Below are 13,102 nucleotides of genomic sequence, written 5' to 3'. Positions count from 1 at the left end.
GCGTGTCCGTCACGCTCACCGGCCCGGCCGTCAGCGTTCCTCCGGCGGGGTGGTCACCAGAGACGTCGCCTCGGCGGCGCTGAACCTCTACGAGGTCGACGCCGAGGGCCTCGACCGGCTCGACCGGGCGGTGCTCGGGGCGCTGCTGCGCAAGTTCGGCGGCGGTCCGGTGGGGCTGTCCACGCTGGCGGTCGCGGTGGGGGAGGAGCCGGAGACGGTCGAGGTGGTCGCCGAGCCGTTCCTGGTCCGTCAGGGCCTGCTGGCGCGCACCCCCCGGGGCCGGGTCGCGACCGCCGCCGCCTGGCTCCACCTGGGCCTGACCCCGCCGCCCGACGCCTTCGGCGCCTCGATGATCGTCGATCTTGAGGATGATCCGGGCCCCGTCTGACGTTGGGTTTCGATGGGGAAACCGTACAGAGTTGATCACAGATCGGTGACAACGGTATCGAAATGGGAACTTCCCTGCGTGCCTGTCCGTGACTTCGTTGCCGCGCTCTTACAGCTCGCCTAAACTCCGTGGCTTGGCTGGCTGTGTAGGCTGACGTGCTGAGCGGCGTGGCCGCATACGACGTCCGGCGCCAGGCCGGTCATTCTTAAGCCTAAGGAGCGGCCCTATGGGCGACTACTCAAGCCTTATCATGATCGCTCTGATGGTCGTGGTGTTCTACTTCCTGCTCATCCGGCCGCAGCGCAAGCGGCAGCAGGAGCAGGCTCAGATGCAGAACTCCCTGACCCCTGGAACCCGCATCATGACCACGACGGGGCTCTTCGCGACCGTTGTGGCGATCGATGCCGACGACGTGATCCTGGAGATCGCCCCCGGTGTCGAGACCCGCTGGGTCAAGGCCGCGATCGGCCGTGTGCTGACCCCGGTCGACGACGAGGATGTCAAGTCCGTCGACACCGTGGACGACAATGTGGTGGAGACCGTGAAGCCGCACGGTGACGACCCGGACTCGCCGAAGAAGTGATGATCAGGCTAACCGACCATCCCCTATAGCCGAAAGAACTGACGACCAGTGGCCCGACCGACCAGCGGCCAGAGCAGACCGGGGCGTATGCTCCTGGTGCTTCTGGCGATCATTCTCGCCATGGGCGGGGTGATGTTCCTGAACAGGGCGTTCACCCCGGAATATGGCCTCGACCTCGCCGGCGGCACGACAGTGACGCTGCAGCCCGTCACGCCGAACGGCAGCGCTCCCACTGAGGAGAGCCTCAACCTCGCCGTCAGCATCATCCGGAACCGGGTTAACGGCAGCGGAATCTCCGACGCCGAGGTCGCCAAGTCCGGTGACAACATCGTCATCTCCGTCCCCGGAGCGGGCCAGGAGGAAGTCGTCAAGCTGGTCGGCACCACCGCGGAGCTCCGTTTCCGCCAGGTGATGGCGGTCACGGCCGGGTCGCCGCCTCCTCCCGGGCAGATGCCCACCCAGGCGCCGACGCCGTCGCCCACTCCCGCGGCCACCGGTAAGCAGACCTCCAAGACGCGGCAGCCGGCCCAGACGGCCACGCCGAGCCCCACCGGCTCGCCGGCCGGCCGCGCCCTGTCCTCGGCGCTGACCAACCCGAGCCCGGCCACCACGCCGGCCCCCTCGGACCGGCCGCGCAAGAACGCCTCTCCGTCGGCGGAGCCGAGCAAGAGCGCCGCCCCGTCGGCCCAGCCGACGCCCCTCCCGACCGACGACCCGATGGCGGGCGTCGACACGACCGGGATCGATCCGGCGGTGCTCAAGCAGTTCGAGGCGCTCGACTGCTCCAAGGACAAGGGCCAGGGCGCCCAGGACGACCCCAACAAGCAGTTCGTGGGCTGCAGCCAGGACGGCAGCGCCAAATACGTGCTCGACAAGGCGGCCGTGACCGGCACCTCGATCGACACCGCGACCTCCGGCGTGGACCAGACCACCGGAGAGTGGCTCGTCCAGCTCTCCTTCAAGGGCGACGGCCCGAGCCAGTGGTCGAAGGTCACCACCACCGCCTTCAACTCCCAGCCGCCGCGCAACCAGGTCGCCATGGTCCTGGACGGCGTGGTGATCTCCGCCCCGGTCATCCAGGAGCCGATCACCGGCGGCCGGGCGCAGATCTCCGGCAGCTTCACCCAGGTGACGGCCGACGAGCTGGCCAGCCAGCTCAAGTTCGGCGCCCTGCCGCTGAAGTTCGAGAAGAGCTCCATCGACGAGGTCTCCTCCACCCTGGGCGCCGACCAGCTCCGCGGCGGTCTGATCGCCGGTGCGATCGGCCTCGGCCTGGTGCTGATCTACTCGATGCTCTACTACCGGGGCCTGGGCATCGTCTCGGTGCTGAGCCTCGTGGTCGCCTCGGTCCTGACCTACGAGGCGGTGGTGCTCCTCGGCGAGTTCGCGGGCTTCCGCCTGTCGCTGCCGCACATCATCGGCCTGATCGTCTCGATCGGTATCACCGCGGACTCGTTCATCGTCTACTTCGAACGCATCCGTGACGAGATGAAGGAGGGCCGCCGCTCGCTGCGGACGGCCGTCGAGGTCGCCTGGGTCCGTGCCCGGCGGACGATCCTGATCGCCGACGCGGTCATGTTCATCGCCGCCGTGGTGCTCTACTTCCTGGCCGTCGGCGGTGTGGCCGGATTCGCGTTCGCGATGGGCCTGACCACTCTCATCGACATCGTTGTGGTGTTCATGTTCACCAAGCCGTTCGTCGCCCTGCTCGCCAAGAACAAGTTCTTCGCCAAGGGCCACAAGCTCTCCGGTCTGGACGCCGAGCGCATGAGCACCCAGACGACGGCCGACCCCAAGTCCACTCCGCAGGAGGCCTGATGTCCGGCATCGCGCGCCGGCTCTACCGCGGCGAGGTCGACGTCGACTTCGTCGGGCGCAAGAAGCTCTGGTACGGCCTCTCCGCCGTCCTTCTGGTGATCTCCATCGCCGGTCTGGTCCTCCACGGCCTCAACCTGGGCGTGGAGTTCAAGGGCGGGTCGGTCTTCTCCTTCAAGGCCCCGGCCGCCGACATCCAGGAGGTGCGCGGCACCTTCAGCGACGCCGGCGTGCACCAGATCATCGCGCAGACGACCAACAACGGCTGGCGGGTCACCACCGAGAGCCTGCCGCCCGAGGAGGTGACCACGGTCCAGAAGTCGGTCGCCCAGAAGTTCGGCCTGCCGCAGAACCAGGTCAACCTCCAGGTGATCGGCGCCTCGTGGGGCGGTCAGGTGGCCGACAAGGCCGTCGTCGGCCTGATCGTCTTCATGCTGGCGATCATCCTGTACCTGACGCTCGCCTTCGAGTGGAAGATGGCGCTGGCCGCCGTCGTGGCGCTGCTCCACGACCTGGTGATCACCGCCGGCGTCTACGCGTGGTCCGGCTTCGAGGTCACCCCGGCGACCCTGCTGGGCTTCCTGACGATCCTGGGATACTCGCTGTACGACGCGGTCGTCGTGTTCGACATGATCAAGGAGGTCACCGCCAAGCTCGGCACGACCTCCAAGATGACCTACACGCAGGCCGCCAACAACGCGCTGAACCACACGCTGATCCGGTCGCTGAACACCACTCTGGTGGCGATCCTGCCGGTGGCGGCGATCCTGTTCATCGGCACCACGCTGTTCGGCGCCGGTACGCTGAAGGACCTGTCGCTGGCCCTGTTCGTCGGCATGATCGTCGGCACGTACTCCTCGCTGTGCGTGGCGACGCCGCTGCTGGTCACGTTGAAGGAGCGCGAGTCGCGCTACCAGGCCATCGCCCGCAGGCTCGCCGCCCACGGCAGCGCGGCCAAGAGCACCCGCCAGCCGGTCACGGCGGGAGCCGCCAACGGCTCCGTCCCCGAGACCGACAAGCGCGGCAAGAAGAAGTAGGCAACAGCAGATCACGCCTCCGCTCCCTCCGAGAGGGGGGCGGAGGCGTTTTCGTAAGGATGTGACCATGAGTGACCTGCGCCGGCTGATCCTGGACCGGATCCGCGACGTGCCCGACTACCCCCAGCCGGGAGTGCTGTTCAAGGACATCACCCCCCTGCTCGCAGACCCGCACGCGTTCGCCGCGGTGGTGGACGAGTTCGCCGGGCTCCACCAGGTCGACAAGATCGTCGGCATCGAGGCGCGGGGCTTCATCCTGGCCGCCCCGGCCGCCTGCAGGGCCGGCGCCGGGTTCGTCCCGGTACGGAAGAAAGGCAAACTGCCCTCCGAGACGCTTGAGGCGTCCTACGATCTGGAGTACGGTTCCGCCACCATCGAGGTCCATCGGGACGCCTTCGCCCCAGGAGATCGCGTCCTGATCGTCGACGACGTGCTCGCCACCGGAGGTACGGCGCGTGCGGCGGTGGAGCTGGTCCGCAGGGCGGGTGCCGAGGTCGTCGCCATCGCCGTGCTCATGGAATTGGCCTCCCTCGAGGGGCGCAAGCAGCTGGACGGCGTCGAGCTGCACTCCCTCGTGATCGTCTGATTCCACCCCGCCGGGGGAAGCATCTAAGCCGGTCTGGATACACTTGGGGGATCTGGACTCGAATGTGAGGAGTCTGAGTGCCCCGTGATGTGGTCGTCCCCGACGTGACCGCCGACGGTGGCGGTCCCGTGACGGCCGTCCCGGCCGGCGATGCCGGTTCCGCCATGTCCGGAGCCACCGAAGAGAAGCCTGCGGTAAGGCGCAGACTCGCACGCTTTGGGGGGCAATGGGGTGGCGCCATGAACCCGGTGCTGGAGCCTCTGTTCAGGACGGTCCGCGCGACCCATCCGAAGGCGGACCTGCGGCTGATCGAGCGTGCCTACGACGTGGCCGCCTATCATCACCGCGATCAGAAGCGCAAAAGCGGCGATCCCTACATCACTCATCCCCTGGCGGTCGCGACGATCCTGGCCGAGCTGGGCACCGACGACGAGACGCTGTGCGCCGCGCTGCTGCACGACACCGTCGAGGACACCGCCTACGGCCTGGAGGAACTGCGCTCGGACTTCGGCGAGAACATCGCGCTGCTGGTCGACGGCGTCACCAAGCTGGACAAGGTCAAGTTCGGTGACGCCGCGCAGGCCGAGACCGTGCGCAAGATGGTCGTGGCGATGTCCCGTGACATCCGGGTCCTGGTGATCAAGCTCGCCGACCGGCTGCACAACATGCGCACCATGCGCTACCTGCCCGAGCACAAGCGGCAGCAGAAGTCCCGCGAGACGCTGGAGATCTTCGCGCCGCTCGCCCACCGGCTGGGCATGAACACCATCAAGTGGGAGCTGGAGGACCTCGCGTTCGCCATGCTCTACCCCAAGCGCTACGACGAGATCGCCAGGATGGTCTCCGAGCGCGCCCCGCGCAGGGACCTGTTCCTGCAGGAGGTCATCGAGAAGGTCTCCGTCGACCTGCGCGAGGCCAAGATCCGCGCGGTGGTCAAGGGACGCCCCAAGCACTACTACTCGGTCTACCAGAAGATGATCGCCAGGGACGTCGCCTTCGACGACATCTACGACCTGGTCGGCATCCGGGTGCTGGTCGACACGGTCCGCGACTGCTATGCCGCCCTCGGAACGATCCACGCGCGATGGAACCCGGTGCCCGGCCGGTTCAAGGACTACATCGCGATGCCCAAGTTCAACATGTACCAGTCGCTGCACACGACGGTCATCGGCCCCGAGGGCAAGCCGGTGGAGCTGCAGATCCGCACCCACGGCATGCACCACAGGGCCGAGTACGGCGTGGCCTCGCACTGGAAGTACAAGGAGGAGATGACCACCTCCGGCCCGCCCGGCGGGAAGCTGAAGCCGGCCAGCGACATGGCCTGGCTCCGTCAGTTGCTGGACTGGCAGAAGGAGACCGCCGACCCGGGGGAGTTCCTGGAGTCGCTCAGGTTCGACCTGTCGGTCTCGGAGGTCTACGTCTTCACGCCCCGGGGCCAGGTGATCGCTCTCCCCGAGGGGGCGACGCCCGTCGACTTCGCCTACGCGGTGCACACCGAGGTCGGCCACCGCTGCATCGGCGCCCGGGTCAACGGCCGCCTGGTGCCGCTGGAGTCGCGGCTGGGCAACGGCGACACCGTTGAGATCTTCACCTCCAAGTCGCCCGACGCGGGTCCGTCGCGCGACTGGCTCAAGTTCGTCAAGTCCGGCCGGGCCCGCAACAAGATCCGCCAGTGGTTCTCCAAGGAGCGCCGCGAGACCGCGATCGAGGCGGGCAAGGAGGCCATCGGCCGGGCCATGCGCAAGCAGGGCCTGCCCCTGCAGCGCATGATGTCCGGAGAGTCCCTCCTGACGCTCGCCAGAGACCTGCGCTACCCCGACGTCTCCGCGCTCTACGCGGCCGTCGGGGAGGGCCACATCGCCGCCCAGGCGGTCGTGCAGAAGCTGGTGCACTCCCTCGGGGGAGTGGAGGGCGCCGAGGAGGACATCGCCGAGGCGGCGGTGCCGACGAAGGTGCGCGGCCGTCCCCGGGGCAGCGGCGGCGCCGGCGTGGTGGTGGCGGGCGACTCGGACGTGTGGGTACGGCTGTCGCGCTGCTGCACCCCCGTGCCCGGTGACGAGATCATCGGGTTCGTCACCCGCGGGCACGGCGTGTCGGTGCACCGCACCAACTGTCCCAACGTGGAGCAGCTGAAGTCCGAGCCGGACCGGCTGGTGGAGGTGGCCTGGTCGGCCGCGGACGGCTCGGTGTTCCTGGTCGCCCTGCAGGTCGAGGCGCTCGACCGGCCGCGCCTGCTGTCGGATGTGACCCGGACCCTGTCGGACCAGCACGTCAACATCCTGTCGGCGTCGGTGACGACGTCCCGGGACCGGGTGGCGATCAGCAAGTTCACCTTCGAGATGGGCGATCCCAAGCACCTGGGACACGTCCTGAAGGCGGTGCGCAACATCCCGGGCGTCTACGACGTCTACCGGGTGAGCGGCGCCGGCGCCTGACCCGTCCGCCCTCCCGCCGGGCAGGCCCACGCCGCCCGGCAGGAGGGCCGCTCCGCGCTCCGCAGCCCGGACCGCCTGGGAAGCTCCGGCCGCGCCGTACGGGCCCCTCAGGGGGACCTGAGGGCGCCACAGGGGGTCTTGGCGGCGGCCGGTGCCGCGGGGAGCCGGAAAAACCTGCCGGAAAAACCTGAGGGCGTGCCCCCCGAGCGGGGAGCACGCCCTCAGCGCGTGTCAGCGGGTCAGGAGAACTCGGCGAGCGTGCGCTCGGCCTCGTCCAGCCAGGAACGGCGGGCGTTCAGGGCCTCCTGCGCGTCCTTGACGTCCTTGTCCTTGCCGGCCGCCTGCGCCTTGGCCAGGCGGGCCTCCAGCTGCTCGATCGACTTGTGGAGCTGGTCGACCGTGTTCTGGGCCCGGGCGCGGGCCTCGGGGTTGGAGCGCTTCCACTCCGCCTCCTCGGCCTTGCGGACCGCGTCGTCGATCTTGCGCAGCCCGCCCTCAAGGCGGTCGCGCTGCTCGCGCGGGACCGGGCCGGCCGCCTCCCACCGCTCCAGGATGCCGCGCAGCGCGGTCCTGGCGGAGCGGGCGTCGGAGACCGGAACGATCTTCTCGGCCTCGGCCAGGAGCTGCTCCTTGGCCTCGGCGTTGGCCGCCAGCGAGGCGTCGCGCTCGGCGAAGACCGCAGAGCGGGCCTGGAAGAACTGGTCCTGAGCGCCCTTGAAGCGGGCCCAGAGCTCGTCCTCGACCTCACGGGAGGCCCGGCCGGCCGACTTCCACTGCTGCATCAGCTCGCGGTAGGCGGAGGCGGTGGCGCCCCAGTCGGTGGAGGAGGCCAGCGCCTCGGCCTCGGCCACGATGCGCTCCTTGGAGGAACGCACGCCCTCGCGCTGCTCGTCCAGCCCCGCGAAGTAGGCCTTGCGCCGCTTGGCGAAGGCCGTGCGGGCCGCCGACAGCCGCTTCCAGAGCGCGGCCTCGGTGACGCGGTCGATGCGCTCGGCCGCCTTCCACTCCTCGACGAGCTGGCGCAGCCGCTCGCCGCCGGTCTTCCAGTGGGTGGTGTCGTCGGCGATGCGCTCGGCCTCGGCGACGATCCGCTCCTTGACGTCCTTGGCCTCCGCGCGGGCCACGTCGCGGGCGGCCTTGACCTCCTCGCGGCGCTGGGCGACCAGCTCCGTCAGGGCGGTCAGCCGGCCCAGCAGCGCGTCGAGGTCGCCGACCGCGTGCGCGTCGGTGATCGCTTCGCGGAGCTTGACAATGGTCGCCTCGGCCTGGGCAGGTGGCAGGTCGGTGCCGCGGACCCGCTGCTCCAGCAGCGTCACCTGCCCGGCCAGCTCGTCGAACTTGCGATGGAAGTAGGCGAGTGCCTCTTCCGGTTCGCCGGCCTGCCAGGACCCGACGGCCCGTTCTCCCCCAGCCGTACGCACGTAGACGGTGCCGTCGTCGTCTACCCGGCCCCACGGGTCGGTGCTCACCGTGTCCTCCCGCACTTTCATCAGCCTTTCGAGGCTAACCGCCCCTTGGTTGTATTACGTCAGCTCTTGTTGGACATTGTCACGTTTTTGATTTCGACGGTTTCCTTCGGGGCTCCGGTCCGGTCCGGCCCGGGGGTGATGACACCGCCCTTGTTCACCTTGTCGATGATCTCCATCCCCTTGGTGACCGTACCGAACGGGGTGTACTGCGGCGGCAGCTGGGTGTCGCCGTACACGATGAAGAACTGGCTGCCGTTGGTGTCGGGGCCGCTGTTGGCCATGGCCACGACACCGCGGGTGTACTTGGCGCCCTCGAGGTTCTCGTTGACGAAACGGTAACCCGGGCCGCCCTGGCCGTCGGTCTGGCTCTTGCCGTCGGCCTTGGCCAGCGGGTCGCCGCACTGCAGCATCGGGAACTCGTCGGAGCCGAGGCGGTGGCACTTGGAGCCGTCGAAGAACTTCTTCTCCGCCAGGAACGCGAAGGAGTTGACCGTGCACGGCGTCTTCTCGGCCGAGACGGCGATCACGATGTCGCCCTGGTTGGTCTTCAGGGTCATCGTCTTGGGCTTGGTGTCCACCTTGGCCGGGGGCATGCCCACGTTCTTGGCGGGGCTGCCGTCGGCGTCGGCGACGTAACCGCAGGTGCCGCTGGCCGGGTCGAAGGCCGTCGGCTTGGCGGCGGCGGCGCCCGTCTCCGACGGGCTCGCCGAGGCCGCCGGGGTGGCCGTGGCCGGTGAGTCGCCGCCTCCGAGCAGGGTCGTCGCGGCGACGACGCCGCCGATGACCACCACGACGGCCACGCTGGTGCCGATGATCGCGTTGCGCTTGGCCCTGGCCTCGCGCTCCAAGCGCCGCTGGGTCTGCCGCTCGTAGTGCTCGCGCGCCAGCTGCTTCTGGCGGTCCTTGCCGCTCACCGCTTCGCCCTCCCGAGTGCCGGAGTATTACTTAATGAGGTGGGCGAATCGTATCGGCCAAAGGGTAATGGTTCGCAGCCCGCCGACCCGCACCGGTACCCTTCGGTTACATTCCCATCCGTATTCTTGACGAGATCAGCTGAGGCAGATGCTCATCGCCGGCTTTCCCGCAGGGTCGTTTCAGACCAACTGCTACGTCGTCGCTCCCGCCGCCGGCGAGGAGTGCGTCATCGTCGACCCGGGCCAGAACGCCGTCGGCGACCTCGACGACGTGCTGCGCGAGCATCGGCTCAAGCCGGTCGCGGTGCTGGTCACCCATGGGCACATCGACCACATGTGGTCGGTCGCCCCGGTCTGCGGGGCACGCGACGTCCCCGCGTGGATCCACCCGGAGGACCGCGACCTGCTCTCGGATCCGGGCAAGGGGCTGTCGCTGGCGACCCGGCAGCAGCTGTTCGGCGGGCTGGCCTTCAGCGAGCCCGACGACGTGCGCGAGCTCGCCGACGGCGAGGTGCTGCGGCTGGCGGGCATGGAGCTCACCGTCGACCACACCCCGGGCCATACCAGGGGGTCGGTGACGTTCAGGCTGCCCAGCACCGAAGAGATCCCGGACGTGCTGTTCTCGGGCGACCTGCTGTTCGCCGGCTCCATCGGCCGCACAGACCTCCCGGGCGGCGACTACCCGACCATCCTGCGCAGCCTGGCGACCAAGTGTCTGCCGCTGCCGGAGGACACGGTGGTCCTGCCCGGCCACGGACCACAGACCACGATCGGCCACGAGCGCGCCACCAACCCGTATCTCGCGGAAGCCGCGCCGTACGCCGCTCCCACCAGGGGACTCTGAAGATGACTTTGCAGGCGCCCAAGGGCACCTTTGACTGGCTCCCACCGCGATCGGAGCAGGCGCTCGCCGTGCGGGAGGCGCTGACCGCCCCGGCCCGCCGCGCGGGCTACGGCTACATCGAGACCCCGGTCTTCGAGGACACCGCGCTGTTCGTCCGCGGGGTCGGCGAATCGACCGACATCGTCTCCAAGGAGATGTACACCTTCGAGGACAAGGGCGGGCGCTCCCTCACGCTGCGCCCCGAGGGCACCGCCTCGGTCGTGCGCTCGGTCCTCCAGCACGGCCTGCACAACGGCCAGCTCCCGGTGAAGCTGTGGTACTCCGGCAGCCAGTTCCGCTACGAGCGCGCCCAGAAGGGCCGCTACCGCCACTTCTGGCAGGTCGGCGCCGAGGCGCTGGGGGCGGAGGACCCGGCGCTGGACGCCGAGCTGATCGTGCTGGCCGCCGACGGCTACGCCGGGCTGGGGCTCACCGGGGTCCGGCTGCTGCTCAACACGCTGGGCGACCGGGAGTGCCGCCCCGTCTACCGGGCCGCGCTCCAGGACTTCCTGCGCACCCTCGACCTCGACGAGGCCACCCGGCAGCGGATCGAGATCAATCCGCTGCGCGTGCTCGACGACAAGCGCCCCGAGGTGCAGGCCCAGCTCGCCGGGGCCCCGCTGGTCGTCGACCACCTGTGCGAGGCGTGCAAGACCTACCACGAGGAGGTCCGCTCGCTGCTGACCGCCTCCGGCGTGGCCTACACCGACGACCCCAGGCTGGTCCGCGGGCTCGACTACTACACGCGCACCACGTTCGAGTTCGTCCACGACGGGCTGGGCTCCCAGTCGGCGGTCGGCGGCGGAGGCCGCTACGACGGGCTGAGCGAGATGCTCGGCGGCCCGGCCCTGCCCAGCGTCGGCTGGGCGCTCGGCGTCGACCGGACGCTCCTGGCCATGGAGGCCGAGGGCCTGGCGGGCGCCGAGACCACCGACCCGCGCGTCCAGGTGTACGGTGTGCCGCTGGGTGAGGAGGCGCGCCGCCGGATGTTCCTGCTCATCACCGAGCTGCGCCGGGCCGGTCTCGACGCCGACATGTCGTTCGGCGGCAAGGGCGTCAAGGGCGCCATGAAGGGCGCCGACCGGTCGGGGGCGAGCTACGCGGTGATCCTCGGCGAGCGAGATATCGCCGCGGGGGCCGCACAGGTCAAGGACCTGGTCAGCGGCGACCAGGCCGCCGTACCGCTCGCTGAGATCGTCACGACCTTGAAGGAGAGACTGAAGAAATGATCCGCACGCACGAAGCGGGATCACTGCGCAAGGAGCACGCCGGGCAGCAGGTGACGCTGGCCGGCTGGGTGGCGCGCCGCCGCGACCACGGCGGCGTGGTCTTCATCGACCTGCGTGACGCCTCCGGCTCCTCCCAGGTGGTCTTCCGCGAGGAGGACGACGCGCACGGCCTGCGCGCGGAATACTGCGTCAAGGTCGTCGGAGAGGTGCGGGTCCGTCCGGAGGGCAACGAGAACCCCGAGCTGCCGACCGGCGCGATCGAGGTCGTCGCCTCCGAGGTCGAGGTGCTCAGCGAGTCCGCCCCGCTGCCGTTCCCGATCGAGGGCAGCACCGGGGTGTCGGAGGAGGCCCGGCTCAAATACCGCTACCTCGACATCCGCCGCCAGCAGGTCGCGCAGGCCATGCGGATCCGCTCCAAGGCCACCTACCTGGCCCACGAGGTGATGAACGAGCACGGGTTCAACTACATCGAGACCCCGACGCTGACCCGTTCCACCCCCGAGGGCGCCCGCGACTTCCTGGTCCCGGTCCGCCTGCAGCCCGGTAGCTGGTACGCGCTGCCCCAGTCGCCGCAGCTGTTCAAGCAGCTGCTCATGGTCGCCGGCATGGAGCGCTACTACCAGCTCGCCCGCTGCTTCCGCGACGAGGACCTGCGCGCCGACCGGCAGCCGGAGTTCACCCAGATCGACATCGAGATGTCCTTCGTGGACCAGGACGACGTCATCGCCCTGGGCGAGGCTCTGATCAGCCGCGTCTGGAAGGAGACGCTCGGCTACGAGCTGCCGACGCCGCTGCCCCGGATGACCTACTGGGAGGCCATGTCCCGCTACGGCTCCGACAAGCCGGACCTGCGGTTCGGCCAGGAGCTCGTCGAGATGACGGAATACTTCGCCGAGACCACCTTCCGCGTCTTCCAGGCCCCCTACGTGGGCGCCGTGGTCATGCCGGGTGGCGCCTCCCAGACCCGCAAGGAGCTGGACGGCTGGCAGGAGTGGGCCAAGTCGCGCGGCGCCAGGGGCCTGGCCTACGTCCTCGTCGGCGAGGACGGCACGCTCGGCGGCCCGGTCGCCAAGAACCTCTCGGAGAGCGAGGCCGCGGGGCTGGCCGCCAAGACGGGCGCCAGGCCCGGTGACGCGATCTTCTTCGCGGCCGGCGCGGCCGCCGGCTCGCGCGACCTGCTCGGCGCGGCCCGCCTGGAGATCGGCCGCCGCTGCGGGCTGATCGACGAGTCGGCGTGGAACTTCCTCTGGATCGTCGACGCCCCCATGTTCGAGGAGGACGGCGAGGGCGGCTGGACCGCGGTCCACCACCCGTTCACCGGGCCCAAGCCCGAGTGGGCCGACAACTTCCAGGACCACCCCGGCGAGGCCCTGGCCTACGCCTACGACATGGTCTGCAACGGCATGGAGATCGGCGGCGGCTCGATCCGTATCCACCGGGCCGAGATGCAGCAGCGCGTCTTCGACGTGCTCGGCATCTCCAAGGAGGAGGCGGAGAGCAAGTTCGGCTTCCTGCTGGAGGCGTTCAAGTACGGCCCGCCCCCGCACGGCGGCATCGCCTACGGCTGGGACCGCATCTGCATGCTCCTGGCGGGCGGCGACTCGATCCGCGACGTCATCGCCTTCCCGAAGACGGCTTCCGGCTTCGACCCGCTGACCGGCGCGCCCACCCCGATCACGGGTGAGCAGCGCAAGGAGGCGGGCGTGGACGCCAAGCCGAAGGCGGAGGTCTAAGCTCCCCGGCCGGAGGCCCCCCGGGACGGA

11 protein-coding genes are annotated in these 13,102 nt (G+C 69.6%); 9 read left to right on the top strand and 2 right to left on the bottom strand.

Features of this window, described 5'->3' with window-relative positions; translation table 11 throughout:
* The 6 genes from ACWDS7_RS21475 to ACWDS7_RS21450 form a co-directional block, all read left to right on the top strand.
* Nucleotides 1-388, top strand: a 388-nt coding sequence (locus tag ACWDS7_RS21475; RefSeq protein ID WP_451930692.1) for a Holliday junction DNA helicase RuvB C-terminal domain-containing protein, incomplete at its 5' end; no start/stop codon positions are given.
* A 226-nt stretch (nucleotides 389-614) separates the two neighbouring features.
* A complete protein-coding gene (gene yajC, locus ACWDS7_RS21470; RefSeq protein WP_306868707.1) occupies nucleotides 615-971 on the top strand; it encodes a preprotein translocase subunit YajC in 357 nt (118 codons plus the stop codon).
* Nucleotides 972-1,058: 87 nt separating this feature from the next.
* Nucleotides 1,059-2,789, top strand: a complete 1,731-nt coding sequence (gene secD / locus ACWDS7_RS21465) for a protein translocase subunit SecD (RefSeq protein WP_451930691.1) — start codon at nucleotides 1,059-1,061, stop codon at nucleotides 2,787-2,789.
* Nucleotides 2,789-3,823, top strand: coding sequence for a protein translocase subunit SecF (gene secF, locus ACWDS7_RS21460; protein ID WP_451930690.1), 1,035 nt, complete (start codon nucleotides 2,789-2,791; stop codon nucleotides 3,821-3,823). Before secD ends, secF begins: the two co-directional genes overlap by 1 nt.
* 67 nt (nucleotides 3,824-3,890) lie before the next feature.
* The gene (locus ACWDS7_RS21455; protein WP_306868713.1) at nucleotides 3,891-4,409 is read left to right on the top strand and encodes an adenine phosphoribosyltransferase; all 519 of its coding nucleotides are present in this window, start codon (nucleotides 3,891-3,893) and stop codon (nucleotides 4,407-4,409) included.
* Between the two features lie 239 nt (nucleotides 4,410-4,648).
* A complete protein-coding gene (locus ACWDS7_RS21450) occupies nucleotides 4,649-6,844 on the top strand; it encodes a RelA/SpoT family protein (RefSeq protein ID WP_306868714.1) in 2,196 nt (731 codons plus the stop codon).
* A 239-nt stretch (nucleotides 6,845-7,083) separates the two neighbouring features.
* On the opposite strand, the gene ACWDS7_RS21445 is transcribed toward ACWDS7_RS21450, so the two are convergent.
* Together ACWDS7_RS21445 and ACWDS7_RS21440 are read right to left on the bottom strand one after the other, a co-directional pair.
* On the bottom strand, nucleotides 7,084-8,334 hold the full coding sequence (locus ACWDS7_RS21445; RefSeq protein ID WP_451930689.1) for a DUF349 domain-containing protein: 1,251 nt from the start codon (nucleotides 8,332-8,334) through the stop codon (nucleotides 7,084-7,086).
* Nucleotides 8,335-8,372: 38 nt separating this feature from the next.
* On the bottom strand, nucleotides 8,373-9,227 hold the full coding sequence (locus ACWDS7_RS21440) for a peptidylprolyl isomerase (protein WP_306868718.1): 855 nt from the start codon (nucleotides 9,225-9,227) through the stop codon (nucleotides 8,373-8,375).
* Nucleotides 9,228-9,375: 148 nt separating this feature from the next.
* Between ACWDS7_RS21440 and ACWDS7_RS21435 the strand changes: the two genes are divergently transcribed.
* The 3 genes from ACWDS7_RS21435 to aspS are packed head-to-tail and all read left to right on the top strand — an operon-like array spanning nucleotide 9,376 to nucleotide 13,072.
* Nucleotides 9,376-10,071 carry an MBL fold metallo-hydrolase gene (locus ACWDS7_RS21435; RefSeq protein ID WP_306868720.1) on the top strand — a complete coding sequence of 232 codons (696 nt, stop codon included), beginning with the start codon at nucleotides 9,376-9,378 and terminating at the stop codon, nucleotides 10,069-10,071.
* A 2-nt stretch (nucleotides 10,072-10,073) separates the two neighbouring features.
* Nucleotides 10,074-11,339: a histidine--tRNA ligase gene (gene hisS, locus ACWDS7_RS21430; RefSeq protein WP_451930688.1), complete on the top strand. Its 1,266-nt coding sequence runs from the start codon at nucleotides 10,074-10,076 to the stop codon at nucleotides 11,337-11,339.
* Nucleotides 11,336-13,072 (top strand): aspartate--tRNA ligase, encoded by a 1,737-nt coding sequence (gene aspS / locus ACWDS7_RS21425; protein ID WP_451930687.1) that lies wholly within the window; start codon nucleotides 11,336-11,338, stop codon nucleotides 13,070-13,072. Before hisS ends, aspS begins: the two co-directional genes overlap by 4 nt.
* Nucleotides 13,073-13,102 lie beyond the last annotated feature (30 nt).

The sequence above is a fragment of the Streptosporangium sp. NPDC003464 genome, from assembly GCF_053588315.1.
Note: the sequence above shows the minus strand (reverse complement) of the source record. Positions and strands in the feature narration are given on the sequence as shown.